General features: G+C 38.5%; 18 protein-coding genes and 1 pseudogene. 1 reads left to right on the top strand and 18 read right to left on the bottom strand.

From position 1 onward, the window contains the following. Window positions 1-186: 186 nt before the first annotated feature. From CWB76_RS15925 to CWB76_RS15910, 4 genes are read right to left on the bottom strand one after another with little or no spacing between them, the layout of a single operon-like run. Window positions 187-297 carry a bacteriocin gene (locus CWB76_RS15925; protein WP_138608914.1) on the bottom strand — a complete coding sequence of 37 codons (111 nt, stop codon included), beginning with the start codon at window positions 295-297 and terminating at the stop codon, window positions 187-189. Between the two features lie 21 nt (window positions 298-318). Next, window positions 319-2,532 carry a peptidase domain-containing ABC transporter gene (locus CWB76_RS15920; RefSeq protein WP_138608918.1) on the bottom strand — a complete coding sequence of 738 codons (2,214 nt, stop codon included), beginning with the start codon at window positions 2,530-2,532 and terminating at the stop codon, window positions 319-321. Beyond that, entirely contained in the window at window positions 2,532-3,776 is a 1,245-nt protein-coding gene (locus CWB76_RS15915; protein WP_138608911.1) for an HlyD family secretion protein, read from the bottom strand. Before CWB76_RS15915 ends, CWB76_RS15920 begins: the two co-directional genes overlap by 1 nt. 2 nt (window positions 3,777-3,778) lie before the next feature. Continuing rightward, window positions 3,779-4,120: a hypothetical protein gene (locus CWB76_RS15910; protein ID WP_138608910.1), complete on the bottom strand. Its 342-nt coding sequence runs from the start codon at window positions 4,118-4,120 to the stop codon at window positions 3,779-3,781. Between the two features lie 417 nt (window positions 4,121-4,537). On the opposite strand from CWB76_RS15910, the pseudogene CWB76_RS20595 reads away from it, so the two are divergent. Continuing rightward, a pseudogene (locus tag CWB76_RS20595) lies at window positions 4,538-5,246 on the top strand (transposase family protein); the annotation flags it as partial. Window positions 5,247-5,458: 212 nt separating this feature from the next. Here the strand turns inward: CWB76_RS20595 and CWB76_RS15905 are convergent. The 14 genes from CWB76_RS15905 to CWB76_RS15840 all read right to left on the bottom strand — a co-directional run bounded on the left by CWB76_RS15905 (window position 5,459) and on the right by CWB76_RS15840 (window position 17,975). Continuing rightward, a complete protein-coding gene (locus CWB76_RS15905) occupies window positions 5,459-5,959 on the bottom strand; it encodes a biotin/lipoyl attachment domain-containing protein (protein WP_138608908.1) in 501 nt (166 codons plus the stop codon). Between the two features lie 9 nt (window positions 5,960-5,968). After that, window positions 5,969-6,172, bottom strand: coding sequence for a hypothetical protein (locus CWB76_RS15900; RefSeq protein ID WP_138608906.1), 204 nt, complete (start codon window positions 6,170-6,172; stop codon window positions 5,969-5,971). A 691-nt stretch (window positions 6,173-6,863) separates the two neighbouring features. Then, on the bottom strand, window positions 6,864-8,999 hold the full coding sequence (locus tag CWB76_RS15895; RefSeq protein WP_138608904.1) for a winged helix-turn-helix domain-containing protein: 2,136 nt from the start codon (window positions 8,997-8,999) through the stop codon (window positions 6,864-6,866). Between the two features lie 167 nt (window positions 9,000-9,166). After that, the gene (locus tag CWB76_RS15890; RefSeq protein ID WP_008112140.1) at window positions 9,167-9,589 is read right to left on the bottom strand and encodes a F0F1 ATP synthase subunit epsilon; all 423 of its coding nucleotides are present in this window, start codon (window positions 9,587-9,589) and stop codon (window positions 9,167-9,169) included. A 13-nt stretch (window positions 9,590-9,602) separates the two neighbouring features. Beyond that, window positions 9,603-10,988: a F0F1 ATP synthase subunit beta gene (atpD, locus tag CWB76_RS15885; RefSeq protein WP_008112138.1), complete on the bottom strand. Its 1,386-nt coding sequence runs from the start codon at window positions 10,986-10,988 to the stop codon at window positions 9,603-9,605. A gap of 33 nt (window positions 10,989-11,021) precedes the next feature. Continuing rightward, window positions 11,022-11,882: a F0F1 ATP synthase subunit gamma gene (atpG, locus tag CWB76_RS15880; RefSeq protein WP_008112136.1), complete on the bottom strand. Its 861-nt coding sequence runs from the start codon at window positions 11,880-11,882 to the stop codon at window positions 11,022-11,024. 59 nt (window positions 11,883-11,941) lie between these two features. Next, window positions 11,942-13,483, bottom strand: coding sequence for a F0F1 ATP synthase subunit alpha (gene atpA / locus CWB76_RS15875; protein WP_008112134.1), 1,542 nt, complete (start codon window positions 13,481-13,483; stop codon window positions 11,942-11,944). 14 nt (window positions 13,484-13,497) lie between these two features. Further along, window positions 13,498-14,031 (bottom strand): F0F1 ATP synthase subunit delta, encoded by a 534-nt coding sequence (gene atpH / locus CWB76_RS15870; protein WP_087533920.1) that lies wholly within the window; start codon window positions 14,029-14,031, stop codon window positions 13,498-13,500. A 16-nt stretch (window positions 14,032-14,047) separates the two neighbouring features. Further along, the gene (gene atpF, locus CWB76_RS15865; protein WP_008112130.1) at window positions 14,048-14,518 is read right to left on the bottom strand and encodes a F0F1 ATP synthase subunit B; all 471 of its coding nucleotides are present in this window, start codon (window positions 14,516-14,518) and stop codon (window positions 14,048-14,050) included. Window positions 14,519-14,559: 41 nt separating this feature from the next. Then, on the bottom strand, window positions 14,560-14,793 hold the full coding sequence (gene atpE / locus CWB76_RS15860; RefSeq protein ID WP_004335261.1) for a F0F1 ATP synthase subunit C: 234 nt from the start codon (window positions 14,791-14,793) through the stop codon (window positions 14,560-14,562). 53 nt (window positions 14,794-14,846) lie between these two features. Continuing rightward, entirely contained in the window at window positions 14,847-15,704 is an 858-nt protein-coding gene (gene atpB, locus CWB76_RS15855; RefSeq protein WP_138608902.1) for a F0F1 ATP synthase subunit A, read from the bottom strand. Window positions 15,705-15,719: 15 nt separating this feature from the next. Beyond that, window positions 15,720-16,100, bottom strand: a complete 381-nt coding sequence (locus CWB76_RS15850; RefSeq protein ID WP_008112121.1) for an ATP synthase subunit I — start codon at window positions 16,098-16,100, stop codon at window positions 15,720-15,722. A 142-nt stretch (window positions 16,101-16,242) separates the two neighbouring features. Continuing rightward, complete coding sequence (locus CWB76_RS15845) at window positions 16,243-17,169, bottom strand: ParB/RepB/Spo0J family partition protein (RefSeq protein WP_138608900.1); 927 nt, start codon at window positions 17,167-17,169, stop codon at window positions 16,243-16,245. Between the two features lie 20 nt (window positions 17,170-17,189). Further along, window positions 17,190-17,975 (bottom strand): ParA family protein, encoded by a 786-nt coding sequence (locus tag CWB76_RS15840; RefSeq protein WP_008112117.1) that lies wholly within the window; start codon window positions 17,973-17,975, stop codon window positions 17,190-17,192. Window positions 17,976-17,978 lie beyond the last annotated feature (3 nt).

Raw genomic sequence — 17,978 nt, 5'->3', positions numbered from 1 at the left:
ACCCACGGCATAACCCGCTGCGAAATACACTAGTGGTACAAGGCCACCGTTTACTTCAATAACTTCGTGATGGTTTAGTACATTCATTTAATCTCTCCTGTCTTATAAAATATTCACCGATAACTCTTGAATCTAAGTAAGGCTTTAGACATGCCGCTTCACTTAATAACTCTAACTTTAGAGTTATTAAGGCAATATTTTGTACTTGTCTCCTGGTAATGGGAAAATCCCTTCAAAAAGGCCAATAAAGCGACCGCCGTTTACACTTTTCATTTCATTTAGGTTTAACTCTTTCATTTATTTTTCCTTTTTTATTAATTAACTTAGTAAAAAACTTCCGTCTGAACTTGTGTCTGTAAACTCTTCATTTTCAATATTTAAGCTATTTATTTTCTTTATAGCTTTGGTTCTTGAACCTAAATCTGGCTTATCTACTTCTATTGCTTCACCATATCTAAGCTCTATAACTCTATCTGCACTGGCTATTGTTTCAGGCCTATGCGCAATAATAATGCGTGTCACATCTAAATTTTTAACGGCTTCGTTTACTGAAAACTCTAGCTTTGTGTCTAAGTTACTTGTTGCTTCATCCATAAATAGAATTTTAGGTTTTCTGTACAAAGCTCTTGCTAGTAATAAACGCTGTATTTGTCCGCCCGATAATGCAGCCCCCATGTCACCAACGAGTGTGTTGTAGCCCATTGTCATTTGTAAAATATCGTTATCTATAGCCGCAATTTTGGCTGCCCATTCAACTTGTTGCATATCAAGCTCTGGGTCAAAAAACGATATATTGTCTGCTATTGATCCTGATAGAAGCTGGTCGTCCTGCATTACAGCTGCAATCTGCGTTCTATATTGACCAAGTCCTAGCTGTCTAATATCAACACCGTCTACCTCAATCTTTCCTTCGTCGGGTTCAAACAATCCAAGCATTAACTTTGCAAGTGTGGTTTTACCGCAACCCGACGGGCCAATAATGGCGACTGACTCTCCGGCTTTAATTGATAGGTCTAGGTGTTTAAATACCGGTGCTTCTTTTTTGTTGTATCGGTAATTAATGCCTTTAAGCTCTAAATCGCCACTGATTTTTTTGCCGCTCACTTTCCCTTGAATATCTTGCTCTTTCTCAGTTAAAGAAATATCAGCTAGGCGGTTAAAATGAAGGCTAAGCATTTTAAATTCGATTATTTTTTCGATTAAGCTCGCCATTTTTTCTACAAATTGGCGTTTATAAGCCATAAAGGCAAACAACATACCGACCGTTAAATCACCTTCCATGACCAACATGGCTGCGAAGTAAATAACTAGAACATTTTCAAGGCCAAAAATAACTTTATTAAACGCTTCGTAGCCTATGTTTAAATGGCCTACTCGTATGCCTGAGTTCAAGCTATCTGCATATTTGTTATGCCATACACTTTGTCTTTGCACCTCTCGGCCAAACAATTTTATAGTTTGAATACCTCTCACTGTTTCCATAAAGTTAGATTGCTCTTTAGCTTGGTTAACAATGACCTCTTCTGACATTTGACGTAATGGGCGATACATTGCAATTCTGAATACTGCATAAATAGCTATTGCAATTAACACGATAACGCTCAGCTTTGGGCTATATAAAAAGATCATAATGAGTGTCGCAATAGCCATAACACCATCAATAACCGCTTCAATCACACCTTTAGTTAGAAGTTCTTTTACCTGTTGCAGTGAACCGAACCGAGAGACAACATCACCAATATGTCGCTTTTCAAAATACTGTAAAGGTAGTCTGACTAAATGATGAAATAAGTTTGCCCCGAGCTGTATACTCATTAAATTACCAAAATGCAGTAATAAAACACTCCGTACAGCTCCTGTAACCATCTCTATCGCCATCAACAATCCAAAGCCAATAGCTAAAATAGCGAGTAAGTTTTGGTCATAGCTTAAAATAACCTCATCAACTACCAGCTGCATGTAATAAGGACTCGCTATTGCAAATGCTTGCAGTAATAGTGATAAAACAAATACTTTACCTAGCGTTGACTTTAAGCCGGTTACTTTGCTCCAAAAGTCAGATAACTTTAAATTCACCCGCGAATCTTCAGATTTAAACTCTTCAGTTGGACTAAGCTCTAACGCAACACCTGTAAAATGTTTAGAGAACTCCTCCATTGTATATTTTCGTTCGCCTAAACCTGGATCATGTATCTCTATTGACTTTTTAGTTACCTTTTTCAGAACCACAAAGTGATTCATATCCCAGTGTAAAATGCAGGGTGTTTTAAGCTGTGATAAATGTTCTAAATCTAACCTTAGTGCTCGTGTGCTTAACTTTAATTTATCTGCAATTTGCATTAGCTCTTCAAGGTTTGCACCCTTCAAAGAAATTTCGTGCTCCTGGCGTAAACTAGTTAAGTCTGTTTTGTAACCATAATAGGCGGCAACCATTGCTATACTTGCTAACCCACACTCCGCGGCTTCTGTTTGTAAAATTACCGGGAGACGTTTTGTTCCGCTAAATTTTAATAAATGCATTGGGTTTTCCATCATACTGCTCCCTTAATGCTATATATTGGCTCAAATAACCACTCAAAGAGTGAACGACTATCTACCATAATGTCTGCTTCGAGTAACATACCTGCTTGCAAAGGAACTGAAGCTCCATAAGCTTGTGCATTTTGATTCGTGAGCTCTACAACCACTTGATACATTGGCTCTTGGAGCGACACTGGTAAAGCCGTCTCGTTTGGTAAAAGTATTGACTTAGAAACACTTTTTATTATTCCGTCATAAATACCAAAGCGTTGATACGGAAATGCCTGATAACGAATGCGTGTACTTTGCCCTTTCTGCACAAACCCATATGCTCTTGTGGGTACAAAAAGAACGGCTTCTAACTTTGTATCTTCTGGTAACACTGCCATCAATGGGTAATTTGATTGTGCCATCATCCCTGGCTTAACTAATAAGTTACTAATACGGCCACTACGCTGACTTCTAACATCATAACTACCTTGCGATTCAGCCTGACTAATTTGCTGATTTATGTTTGCTAGCTGAGAACGCAACTGCGATTCAACCTCTTGTTGGTTCATTGGCATTTGTATTAATTCAAACCGATACTGACTTAGTAACTCTTGCTGAGAAAGTAAGCGAGCCTCAAGATCTTCTGCTTGCTGTTGTATTGCAAAGTAATTGTCTTTAACCGTTTCTAAATCAGCATTCGAAGCAAATTGTTTTTCTATTAGTAGCTCTGTATCTGCAACTCTTTTTTTACTTAAAACTACCCGTTTACTTAGTAGTGACAGTTGCTTTTGCGCTTGCTCAACTTGAAAAGTCGTACTAGCAATTTGAGACTCTAGCTTTTCAACACTGACATCAGCCAATGACTTTTGTGTTTTTAAGTTCTCATTAATATACTGCTTTTGCTTTATAAGCTGACCCACAATAACGTCGTTAACATCACTTCCAGATGTAAGTAGTCGCTCCATTCTTATTCGCGCTAACAATTGGCCTTTTTCAACAATTTGGCCTTCTTCAACAAACACCTCATCAATAACACCCGTTGTTAAAGGGTAAATTTTTGATAAACCCGTTGTTGGTCGTAAATACCCAGACACCACTTCTTTTCGGTGATACTCACCTAAAATAAGATATGTACAACCAATAATCACAATGCCTAAAATTAAACCAAGGATCCAAGTAAAAGACATATGGGTTGCTATAGTGACTTCCCCATCAAGTTTTTGTCCTTGATGATCAATCGCTTCTTTACGAAATAAATCTGACATATTTACACCATTGCCTCTGGTAGTGGTGTACTACAATGTAATTTCCATTCACCTGACTCTTTCACTAGCGAATGTAAATTGCTCGACACTTTATCTATATTTTTACCATCAATTTCTGCTTTAAAGTTAACTTCATCTCTTATAACTAATAAGTCGTCTTGCTTTGCAATTAATGCAACATTTTGCAAAGTAAACTTAAAATCAAATTGCTTTCTTAGTGTTTCAAACTGTTGCTTAGTTGCATTAAATAAAGGAGAGCCTGAACAAAAATAATCCTCTAGATCATCTAAGCTACCATCGCAGATTAATGCATAGTAACTACTAAAATATTCATTAAGCGTCATAGTAAACTCCAAATTATTTAACTTTTAAAAGAGGGTTTTTATTGGCGCCCTCTGATTCGATGGAATTTATATTCACAGATAATTATTCATTTAGCAAATGTAAGAATAATTAATAAAATTAATTATTTTCAGACACTTAAATCTAAATGTTATTTATAAATAAGCTAGTAATAGTGACTAGGTTTGCTTTGCTAATATGGTAAACATATTTATGGATATAAATTTACGAAGATAATATATAAAGAAGTCTGATCCCAATGGTTGCTCGGGTCTAATTTTGTTGAACGCTTAACTTATTAACATTAATGCCAATAAAATAAGGAAATAATTTAAGTTTAAAGAAGTAACTAAGTCTCTTAGTGTCGCTAGTAGTTTATGAAAAGATAAAGCAGTCGCTAAGCAGTAAGGGGTTACTTTGATGAACCTGAACGGGGTGAACTAAAGCGGTTACGTAAAGAAACACAGAATTACGTATGGAAAAATATATATTAAAAAAGGCCTGCGCATTCTTTACAAAAGTAATTAAATAGAATTTAACTTTATTCAATTAAAAAACAGTCTATTAAGTCCCCAGTAACGTTGCTTTGTCGCATGATGCAAGTAAGTAAATCAGGTTATAATAACTTGGGTAAAACGCCCAGAAGATAATTAGCATTGATACGTTGAAGCTGTACCGAAGTATTTGCCAACTTTTAAAAAACAGAGAGCTTGGTAACCGAGAAATAGTAAAGAGACTTCGTAAATAAGACTATTAAGTTAGCCGATACCTTGTTCGTAAAGTTATGCGGCGTTTATGTTTAAAAGTCACACGGCGTTAAACTTACAAGGTAACGACTACGCGTAAACACTTAGACTCTATTGCAACTAACTTACTTAACTAGAACCTTAATCCAGCGAGTGCTAATCGAATTTGGGCTGGTAATGCGACTTATTTAAAAAAGGTGACGTTGGGATGTATTTGGCTATAGTGATGGGTTTTGTATTCACGCCGGACGTAGATTGGCATATAGATAAACGTGTGGAAACGAACTAGTTAAGTAAGGCGTTAATCAAAGCCTATAATTTACGACATCCGCCGAGTAGACTCGTTTTTCATAGCGTTGCGGGATCGCAATATACCAGCTTGTAATATGGTAAATTGCTAGTAAGCTATAGCATAGAGAAAGTATAGAGGATGTAGGAGCTTATCAGAGGTAAGGTTGGAAACTCAGTAACCAAAAACACCCTATTTAATCGACCTCAATAAGCTAAATGGGGACTGTAATCATTTAATAAATCTGAACCACCAGAAACTTAATTAAGAGATCACTTATTTGAGAAAAAAATAGAAATAAGAAACTAATTGCAACTATAAAAAGCTTCATTGCTCTCCTTGTTTTTCATGCTCATACTTTCACCTAAATTCTTAATTGATACTAAAACAGATACCTGGTCTACCTTGACCACCTTAAAACGAAAGTCATATGCGCTTGAACATATGTAACTCCCTATTTTTATAGAAGCAATGTTGTCTAGCTCTATGTTATTAAAGGAAAGCACACCATAAAATTCTTCGTTTTTAATTTTAAAAAGTAGCTCTCCCTTATAAAAAAAATCACCTTTCTCTAACCTTGACCCATATATGACATTTCCCTTCAAAGTAGAGTAAACATACTTTTTTGACTCATAATTATCATACGCCATTAATAGGTCGTTTTTATTAACGAAATCGCCGTTCTTAACAAAAACTTCACTAATCTTTCCTGACTCTCTGGAATATAAATACTCCTCAAGTTCAGGAGTGTTTATATTCAAAACGGCAGAGAACGAAATTGCAGTATATAAATTGATTGCTAACAAAAGACCCCCTTATTTCACCATATCAGTCAATACTGTAACTGAAGTTGGAATTTGAACGTCAGGGTCTTTCGGAATGTTAACACTTGTAAAGTCCCCCGATAGAGTTGATGCGCCGTTTACCATTTTAGTTTGTCCTAGTGCTAGGATATTATTAGTGTTTATGTCTGCTGATTTAAGTACTTTTAAGTTTTTTTTCTTCAATGAGAATTTCATGGGTCTTAATCCTATAAATAATGTTTGTTATATTTTTTAGTGAACACGAATTAATTTATCCTAAAAATATAAAAAAATGTAATTATCAATTATTATTTAAACACATAAGATTGAGAGTTAAATCACTGAAATAAAACAAATTAAAAATATTAGCAAGTAAAAAGGTTAGTATAATAAAAACTTGTTTTATTTTTGGATGAGATGTAAGATTTAATTTCCTTATTGCATTTGCATTTCTCGCACATGTAGCCCAAAGTACCGCCATACTTTGGGCATATTCTTTCAAAGCCACATAATTGAGATTTGAATTCAGTAGAGTAACAGTCACTGATTATTGTGACACTTCCTTACATAAGAACCTCAAGTTAGATAGTAAAAGCTCAGCCCTAGACTTGAAAAACCTTTATAAGGCGTTATTCTACCCTCAAAAATTATAACTTTGGGTGATAGCAAGAAATTGGATTAGTTGGGAAGTTCAAAGGTATGAAATAAGGTTATTTTTATGTATGACAAAGTTAGTCACATTTAGTAATGGATGCTAAATGAAATTAAAAAAACTAGTTAGCTATGTTTTAGTATTTTAAAATAAAAAGCGTGCTTAAAAAACGAATAGATAAAGCTCCCGTTTCAACCAATTAGATCTATCCCTCATTTTTTGATAAATGTAGTATATCATTTCACAAAACCTTAATTAATCGCTTTTTTCTAGTGATAATCTCACAAGTTCATTGTTAACTAACTCTACAATTTCTAATGATAGAATATTCTCAGAACTCGAAAACTCTATATCACGAATAATATCTTCAGCTTTGCTTACCTCAAATACTTTATTAGGCAAAGTATCAGCGCTTTTAGAAAAATCATATTCATAAATAGCTTTCCCCGTTGAATGATAAACTTTATTTTGGTTTGTTGATAAAGAGTGTTTATAGGCTGATTGTGTTACTTTCAAACCCTTTGTTTGCTCCCCTGTAGATAAATCAAAAAATGTCAAAACACCTAAATTATTCAAGAAAACGAGCTTGTTATTCTGTAACTGGCCGAACCACACTGCATTTTTTACTGGTAACAATATACTCTTAGAGTTACTTCTATTAAAAATATAAGAGCTAGTATTCGCACCAGAACCTTCTTGAACAATGTAACCAATGTTTTTATCTAACAAATAACTTGTAGAGATCAAATTACCTTTAGGGGTGATAACATTTTTAACGGATAAATCTTCATATTTAAATATTTCTATCTCGTTCTCATTAACCCCGAAAGCTTCTTGAGTATCAGGTGATACTTGAAAGTTTCGATATCTAAAACTGACCCTTTTGGATGTGACTTCCCCATCATTAAATGCCGTATTTAGTTTAATTGTTCCTTTATCCTTACTAAAAAATATAACATTCTCTCCAATAGTGTTTACAAGCCTGCTTCTTGTCTTCGATATACGCTTAAGATTTTTCGAAGTTAAATCTAACCTGTAAATATTATGAGAAAAAGGGTATGTAAGCCCTAAAATATTATTATTATTAATTGGGTAGGTTAATGAGTAGCTACTGTCACTATCTACTTTTATTTTACTTTTAATTTGGTTATTTATTAAAGAATATTGATAAAAAACTTCTTCTGTATTGTCATACCATAACAATGAATCTGTTTCTTTTTGGTAGTTAATTGACCATATTCTGCTGCCAGCCTCATGTAGTTTAACCTGTGCTCCCCCCTCCAAATCGGTCATGTATAATTGACTAGAGTTAAATTGCTGCCTTTCAAATATAATTTTGTTTTTATCTTTTATATAGTAGAGAAATTTATCACCATATGAATTTAGGTTTGGCGAACTTACTTGGAACTCGTCGCCGGTGCTTAAATTTCGATTAACAAGGGCTGATAATTCTGAGCGCTTTCTATAACCGTATTTTGAAAATATATAAGAGTTATTACCTAAGCTTATAACGTTCATTGGATGTGATGGCTCACACTCAAATAAGAATTTACTATCAGCATTACTTTTTAAACCAACTTCCCACAACTCACATTTACCTTCGCTTTCTAAGCTATAAATTGCGCGTTCGCTATCCATAGACCAACCTGCAGGAAAAATATTAGCGTTAGCTTCTGAGATCTTTCTTTCTTGCCCAGTATTTAGATTTTTTAACAAAAGAGCTGAATATGATTGCTTTTCTTCAAGGAATGAAAGTGCGACAGTTGAATTATCCGGAGAAAGTATCATTCGACTATATACTCCCTGTAGCCAAGAGAGCGTTTCTTCGTTAAATTTTTTCTCTATAATGTTTGGGCTTTTTGTTTCAACCTTTAGTAACGTATCATTTGCAATCTCGTTATCTAGACTAGATAAACTTTGAAACATGTAAATACTGATAAAAACACCTAGAATTAATATAGTTATTAGTGCTATTAACTTTTTTTGTTTGTTATTCGGTGTTTCTTTTAATACGTTAACTTGCACTAAAGCCGAAGGCTCTTCCTCATAATAAATAACTTCAGGCTCTAAAAAAAAGCTATAACCCTTCCGATAGTGTGTTTTTACTACTAAGCCACGTTGCACTTCAGATTTTAGAACTTTTCTAAGCTCTGACATAGCTCGGTTAATTGCGTTGTCATCAACATAATGCTGACACCATACATCATCAATTAAGTCTTGGCGGGTAATTATCTCATCTTTATTAATAATCAAATAAGAAAGTATTTTAAAAAGAAGCGGCTCTAACTCTCTTTCTACTTCGCCGTCAAAAATTGTTTGCAGCTTAGGGTTTAAAGACCATGCCCCAAACTTAACTTCTTTGACACTACGGGGGAAATTTGCTTCTTTCATAGTTATTATAATCCAACATCCATATCACAGCTTGAGAATGAAAATGTTTAAAACTGTTTTAAATGCAAAAAAAACATTAACGAGAGATTAACAGCTATGCAAAGTAATGTCATCCAAGCAGACACAAAAAAGCCCACATAAAGTGGGCTTTTAAAAACCAGATAGGCTTACTTTTTACGTAATTGCTGAATAACGCGTAGCTGAGCAATTGCTTCAGCTAGTTGCATTGCGGCTTGATTGTAATCAAGCTCAGCAGATGCGCCTTTTGCCATTTGGGCTTCAGCGTCACGCTTAGCTTGCTCTGCAGCTTTCTCGTCCAGGTCTTCACCACGAACAGCTGTATCAGCAAGTACGGTCACTATGTTCGGTTGAACTTCTAGTGTACCGCCAGCAATATAGATGAGTTCTTCTTCACCAAATTGCTTAACTAAACGTACCATACCAGGTTTAAGGGCAGTTAGTAGTGGGGCGTGACCGGCATTAACACCTAACTCACCTTCACTACCAGATACTTGAATAGATTCTACTAAACCAGAAAATAATTTCTCTTCAGCACTTACTACATCAAGATGTACAGTCATAGCTGCCATACTACCCTCCTAATTACATGCTTTTGGCTTTTTCTTGAGCTTCTTCAATAGAGCCAACCATGTAGAACGCTTGCTCTGGCATATCATCAAACTCACCGTTTAAGATACCTTTGAAGCCTGCAATTGTGTCTTTAAGTGAAACGTATTTACCTGGCGCACCTGTAAATACCTCTGCCACGAAGAATGGCTGAGATAGGAAACGCTGGATTTTACGTGCACGAGATACAAGTTGCTTATCTTCGTCAGAAAGCTCGTCCATACCTAGAATCGCGATGATGTCTTTAAGTTCTTTGTAACGCTGAAGAACTGTTTGAACGCCGCGCGCTATACCGTAATGCTCTTCACCGATTACTTGTGGATCAAGCTGACGTGAAGATGAATCAAGAGGGTCTACCGCTGGGTAGATACCTAGTGATGCGATATCACGTGAAAGTACCACTGTTGCATCTAAGTGAGCAAACGTTGTTGCTGGAGATGGATCCGTTAAATCATCCGCAGGTACGTATACCGCTTGGATTGAAGTAATTGAACCAGTCTTAGTAGATGCGATACGCTCTTGAAGTACACCCATTTCTTCAGCAAGTGTAGGCTGGTAACCTACCGCTGATGGCATACGACCAAGAAGTGCTGATACTTCTGTACCCGCAAGTGTGTAACGGTAGATGTTATCTACGAAGAAAAGTACGTCGCGACCTTCGTCACGGAACTTCTCAGCCATAGTAAGACCTGTTAACGCTACGCGTAAACGGTTACCTGGAGGCTCGTTCATCTGACCGTATACAAGCGATACTTTATCAAGTACGTTTGAATCGTTCATCTCATGGTAGAAATCGTTACCCTCACGAGTACGCTCACCAACACCTGCGAATACTGAGTAGCCGCTGTGCTCGATTGCGATGTTACGGATAAGTTCCATCATGTTTACGGTTTTACCAACACCGGCACCACCGAATAAACCAACTTTACCACCTTTAGCGAATGGACATACAAGGTCGATTACCTTGATACCCGTTTCTAAAAGTTCAACTGAGCTTGATTGCTCTTCGTAAGTAGGTGCTGCACGGTGGATAGACATACGCTCGTCTTCACCGATTGGACCTGCTTCATCAATTGGCTCACCAAGTACGTTCATGATACGACCTAGGGTCTTAGTACCAACTGGAACTTGAATTGCTTCGCCTGTGTTTTCTACTGAAGCACCACGACGTAAACCGTCTGTAGTACCTAGTGCGATAGTACGTACCACACCGCCACCTAGCTGCTGTTGAACTTCTAAAGTCAAACCAGCTAAATCGCCATCTGTTACTTTTAGCGCGTCATATACGGCTGGCACGCTGTCTTGTGGAAATTCGATATCCACAACGGCGCCGATAATTTGGACGACCTTACCTAAACTCATGTCTATTCCTCTCGTTAATCTTTGCCTGAAGCATTAAACTGCTGCTGAACCAGAACAAATCTCACTAATTTCTTGTGTGATTGCTGCTTGGCGAGCTTTGTTATATACAAGCTGTAACTCATCCATAAGGTCACCGGCATTATCAGTTGCAGCTTTCATTGCAACCATGCGGGCAGCCTGTTCAGAGGCAGCGTTTTCAACTACACCTTGGTATACTTGAGATTCAATGAAACGTACTAACAAAGACTCTAAAATAGCCTCTGGGTTTGGTTCATATAAGTAATCCCACGCATGTGTAGATACTTCTTCTTCAGCTTTTGGCAAAGGGAGTAACTGATCTACTATTGGCTCTTGCTTCATGGTATTAACAAAGTTGTTATATACCAGGAATAAACGGTCAATTTTACCTTCAGAGAATGCATCTAGCATTATTTTTACCGGACCAATTACGTCCTGTACTGAAGGCTTATCTCCAAGACCTGCTTTTTTAGCAAGCACTTGACCACCAAAACGCTGAAAGAAGCCAGCTGCTTTACTACCTAAAGTAGCAAAATCAGCATCTACGCCTTTCTCTTTCCACGCTTTAATGTCTAATGCAACTTTCTTAAACTCATTTGAGTTTAAGCCGCCACATAGACCACGGTCAGTAGAGATAACAATATAACCAACTCGTTTTACTTCACGCTCTTCTAAGAACGGGTGAGTAAAATCAAGATTTGCTTGAGCAACACGACCAATCACTTTACGTAATTTTTCAGCGTATGGACGGCTTGAAGCCACTCGTTCTTGCGCCTTTTTCATTTTAGACGCAGCAACCATTTCCATTGCGCTAGTGATCTTTTGAGTATTTTTAATACTGCCGATCTTGCTTTTAATCTCTTTTCCGCTGGCCATGACTCTCTCTCCGAATCAAGGTGTGCCTTAGAATATAAAGCACACCATTAATAACTAAATTACCAAGTTTGCGTAGACTTGCACTTCTCTAGAAGTTCTTTAAGCTGCGCTTCGATCTCGGCGTTGTAGTTACCAGTTTCATTGATTTGAGCCATAAGCTCTGCGTATGTGCTATTTGCGAAAGAAAGTAATGCCGCTTCGAAATCCATGATTTTAGAGATTTCGATGTCTTGCAAGTAACCTTTCTCAGCTGCAAATAACGACAAAGACATTTCAGCAACAGACATTGGCGCGTACTGTTTCTGCTTCATTAGCTCTGTCACACGCTCACCATGCTCAAGTTGAGCACGAGTAGCATCATCAAGGTCAGACGCGAACTGCGAGAACGCAGCTAATTCACGGTACTGAGCTAGGGCTAGACGGATACCGCCACCTAGTTTCTTAACGATTTTAGTTTGTGCAGCACCACCAACACGCGATACCGAGATACCAGCATTTACTGCCGGACGGATACCTGAGTTGAATAAGTCAGTTTCTAAGAAGATCTGACCATCGGTGATAGAGATAACGTTTGTCGGTACGAACGCAGAAACGTCGCCGCCTTGAGTTTCAATGATAGGCAATGCCGTCAATGAACCTGTTTTACCTTTCACTTCACCATTAGTGAACTTTTCTACGTAATCAGTGTTTACACGTGATGCACGCTCTAAAAGACGCGAGTGAAGGTAGAATACGTCACCTGGGTATGCTTCACGGCCTGGTGGACGCTTAAGTAGCAATGAGATTTGACGGTAAGCAACAGCTTGCTTAGATAAATCATCATATACGATTAATGCGTTTTCACCACGGTCACGGAAGTATTCACCCATAGTACAGCCCGAGAACGGTGCTAAGTACTGAAGTGCCGCAGATTCAGAAGCAGATGCTACAACTACGATAGTATTTGCAAGTGCACCGTGCTCTTCTAATTTACGTACTACGTTAGCAATAGTAGATGCTTTTTGACCAACCGCTACGTACACACACTTAACGCCTGTGTCTTTTTGGTTGATGATTGCATCGATTGCTAGTGCAGTTTTACCTGTTTGGCGGTCACCGATAACAAGCTCACGCTGACCACGACCAACTGGAATCATCGCATCGATAGATTTGTAACCAGTTTGTACTGGCTCATCTACTGATTGACGCTCGATTACACCAGGTGCAATTTTTTCTACAGGTTCAAACCCGTCGTTATCTAAAGCGCCTTTACCATCGATAGGAGCACCTAGTGTGTTTACAACACGACCAAGTAGACCCGCACCAACAGGAACTTCTAAGATACGACCAGTTGTGTATACTTTTACGCCTTCTGTAAGGTCAGCGTAAGGACCCATTACTACTGCACCAATTGAGTCGCGCTCAAGGTTTAGTGCGATAGCATAACGGTTGCCAGGAAGCTCAATCATCTCACCTTGCATACAGTCAGCTAGACCGTGGATGCGAATGATACCGTCAGTAACAGATACAATTGTACCTTCGTTACGAGCTTCACTTACAACTTCGAACTTCTCAATACGTTGTTTGATCAGATCTGAAATTTCAGTGGAATTAAGTTGCATGCTCTTTTTCCCAATTACGATTGTAGTGTTGTGGCTAAGCGATTTAATTTACCGCGTAAAGAGCCGTCAATTACAGTGTCGCCTGCCTTAATAATAAGGCCGCCAACTACTGTAGCGTCTTCACTACAATTCAGCTTAACTTTGCGTGCGAAACGTTTTTCAAGTGCCGCTACCAGTGATTCTTGCTGGGCTGCAGCAAGAGGTGTTGCCGAAATCACATCAATATCGATTTCTTTTTCATAGTCTGCTTTTAAAGCAGAAAATAAATGGGCAACTTCAGGTAGTGCAATCAAACGTCCATTTTCAGCCATCACCTTAACTAGGTTCTGACCTTGTTCGTTGAGCTGCTCACCACATAAGTTAATAAATAACTCAGCTTGTGCGGTAGCAGTAGGCAATCCAGCTAAAATGGTAGATGCCTGTTCATTGCTGGCAACGTGGCCAGCAAAGAACAACATGTCATTCCAGCTATCAATAGCGCCTTTTTCAACGGCAAGTTCAAAAGCCGCTTTAGCGTATGGGCGAGCGATAGTAGTCAATTCAGACATGCTCATACCCTCCTAATTACAGCTCAGCGACAAGTTTTTCAACGATGTCACTATGTGCGGCTTGATTGATTTCGCGCTCTAAAATTCTTTCTGCGCCAACCACTGCCAGAGTTGCTACTTGCTTACGTAGCTCTTCTGTCACACGGTTACGCTCTGATTCAATTTCAGAGTGCCCTTGAGCAATAATTTTTTCACGCTCTTGCTGACCACGAACAGTTTCTTCGTCAACAATTAGCACGGCACGCTTTTTAGCTTGATCAATGATATCAGCCGCTTGAGCCTTTGCATCTTTAAGCTGTTCTGCAGCTTTCTGTTGCGCTAGTTCTAAGTCTTTCTCGGCTCTATCAGAGGCAGCTAAACCATCTTCGATTTTCTTCTGGCGAGCTTCAATTGCACCGTTTAGTGGTGGCCATACGTATTTCATACAAAATAATACGAACACCGTAAACGCAATTAATTCACCGATAAGAGTGGCGTTTAAGTTCACAACCGCTCCTCCTTAAATAGTAAGCTGTTCAAAAAATAAAATTAAAGTACGAACAACAATACCATCGCGATACCAACACCAATCATTGCTACAGCATCGATTAGACCAGCAAGGATAAACATTTTAACTTGTAGCGATGGTGCAAGCTCAGGTTGACGCGCACATGCTTCAAGGAATTTACCGCCCATGTTACCAAAACCGATTGCTGTGCCGATTGCACCGAAGCCGATAAGTAAAGCTACTGCGATGTACTTAAGACCTAATACTAGTTCCATTTTTTTCTCCAAAGTTTCAATTGTAATTAAAAGTAAAAATTAAAAGTTATAAATTAGTGATTATCCGAACTTGCCATGCTTAGGTATACGATTGTTAGCATCATGAATACGAATGCTTGCAATACAATTACCAAGATATGGAATACAGCCCACACAAAGTGCAACGGTAGTTGCATTAAACCTATAGCGCCTATAAGGATGAAGATTAATTCACCTGCATATAAGTTACCGAACAAACGCAGTGCCAGTGAAAACGGCTTAGAAACCAATGCGATAAGTTCTAGTAATAGGTTGAATGGGATTAAAAGAATCTGCATAGCTGTATTGTTTGAACTAAACGGGTGAAGTGTTAGTTCTTTAATAAAACCGCCGATACCTTTGATTTTAATTGAGTAACCAATCATTAGAGTGAACACACCCAGCGCAAGTGCAGCTGTCATGTTGATATCTGTAGTTGGTACAATTTTCATGTATACGTCGTGTGAATCCATACCGAATGCAGTTTCGCCAACAAAGCCAGCAAATGCAGGTAGGAAGTCAACTGGGATTAAATCCATTAAGTTCATTAAGAATATCCAAACGAATATTGTTAATGCTAATGGTGCAATTAGCTTACTTTTACCGTGGAAGGTATCGCGTACGTTGTCGCCAACGAACTCAACAACCATTTCAATGAAACATTGAAGTTTTCCAGGTACACCCAGAGTTGATTTTTTTGCGGCACTACGGAAGATCCATAAAAATATTAGACCTAGTCCGATAGACCATGCGAGGGTATCTATATGCCATGTCCAGAAGCCACTATCCGTACATGCTTTATTGAAGGCAAGACCAGCGTCGGTCGAGCACATCTTAGCATTGGTTAAGTGGTGCTGAATATGGCTAGATAGAGTAACTTCTTCTGCAGCCATGTTATATCCCAAAAGTTAATGTTTAAAAAAAACGGGTGTAAACAATCCTGTAAACAACACCAACACATAAGCACAAAAGAAAGGTAGCAGTACTACCGGATAAAGCTTTAGCATTAGTGCAAACAAAACGATTGTTAGCATAAATTTTAATCCGTTGCCGCGTTTCAACGAGGCATACGCTTGATTTGCTCGACTTGCACCCATATATCTGAATGCATAAAGCGCAAATACAAAGTTAGGAAGTACTGCGACTGCGCCACCAGCTAGAGCTGAAAGTGCGGCATTGGTTTCCCAACCTATAAAAATTATTAGTGCAGCTAAAAGGGCTACAAATCCCTGAAGGCAAATTAATTTTAATGCGGCAAGCCTATACGGGCTTGCTAACTTATTAGTCACTTTTAATTAACCTTTATGACGCTCTAATTGTCAGGGTATGAAAACTGGCGAAATTATACTTAATCCTGCCAGTTTTGCAACTTGAGTAGGTGCTTTGTAACACAAAATCGATGTAAATGTCCCTTTTTAGACATCCAATAAATTAATGGTGGGAATAGTCTTGATTGATACGGTTTAAAATACCGTCTAACTCGTCAAGATTAGTGTAAGAAATAACCAACTTCCCTTTGCCTTTTTTGTTGTAATTTATTTCTACCTTTGCCCCTAGGTTATCAGCAAGCTGCTGCTCTAACTGTTTAACATCTGGGTCTTTTTCTATTACTTCTTTTGCTGGAGCTGGCTCTAAAATAGAGCGAACTAGTTTTTCAGTTTCGCGAACGGTCAATGCCTTTGCAACAGCTAAACGGGCTGCATCTGATTGCACTTCGCCTTCAAGTGCTAATAAGCAACGTGCGTGGCCCATTTCAATGTCACCATGCTCTAACAATATCTTTACATCGTTATTTAGATTATTTAAGCGTAATAAGTTAGTCACGGTCGTACGTGATTTACCAACTGCATCAGCCACTTGTTGATGTGTTAACTCAAACTCATTAAGCAACCGATTAAGTGCAATCGCTTCTTCCATAGCGTTTAAGTCTTCACGCTGAATATTTTCAATCAGAGCAATAGCAACGGCAGCTTCATCAGGTACATCTTTAATAATACAGGGTACAAACTCAAGCTTAGCTATTTGCGCAGCACGCCAGCGACGTTCACCGGCAATAATCTCATAGCTGTTATGCGCAACAGGGCGTACAACGATAGGTTGAATAATTCCTTGTGAGCGTATCGAACTGGCGAGTTCTTCGAGTGCCTCTTCAGACATGTCTTTACGAGGTTGGTATTTACCTGAGTGTAAAAGCTCGATCGGTAGTTTTTGTAATTCACTGTTGCTAGGCTGCGCTGCATTTTCAACTGCGCTGGTTACGTTAGCAGTATCCTGTTCCTTGCGATCGCTTGGTGCAGGTTTAGATGAACTTAAAAGCGCATCGAGTCCTCGGCCTAAACCTCGTTTTTTAGCAGACATGTTATTTTTTTACCTCAAAGTTAGGCGACAACGGGAGTTGTTTTTTCTTTTCTGCGTAGCATTTCACCAGCGAGAGCTAAATAAGCTTTCGCGCCACTTGATGCTCGATCGTAGTACATTGCTGGGGCACCAAAACTTGGGGCTTCTGCAAGTCGAACATTACGTGGGATCACCGTACGGTATACTTTATCGCCAAAATGTTGTTTTAATTGTTCTGATACATCATTTGCTAGTCGATTACGCGGATCGTACATAGTACGAAGTATGCCTTCAATCTGTAAGTTAGGGTTAACTAACTTAGCAAGTTGCGTAATCGTGTCCATTAATGCTGTTAATCCTTCCAATGCATAATATTCACATTGCATAGGTACTAAAATAGAATCGGCAGCGGCCATAGCATTAACGGTTAACATATTTAAAGAAGGCGGGCAGTCTATAAAAATAAACTCATACTGATCTTGTATTTTTTCAAGCGCGTTACGCAAACGTACTTCTCGCGCAAATAATTCCATCAGCTTAACTTCTGCAGCGGTCACATCACCGTTTGCAGCAATCATATGATATTCGCCTGAGGTTTCTTTAATAATCACTTCATCAATAGGCTTATCTTCTATGAGCAAGTCATAGATAGTAGGGACGTCACCATATTTGTCGACACCACTGCCCATGGTCGCATTGCCTTGCGGGTCGAGATCTATTAACAGCACTTTACGCTTCGTTGCAGCCATAGATGCAGCGAGATTAACGGCAGTGGTAGTTTTACCTACTCCACCTTTTTGATTTGCTAATGCGATGACTTTTGCCACAGT

The sequence above is a fragment of the Pseudoalteromonas sp. S1609 genome, assembly GCF_005887255.1.
Taxonomy (GTDB): Bacteria; Pseudomonadota; Gammaproteobacteria; order Enterobacterales; family Alteromonadaceae; genus Pseudoalteromonas.
Note: the sequence above shows the minus strand (reverse complement) of the source record. Positions and strands in the feature narration are given on the sequence as shown.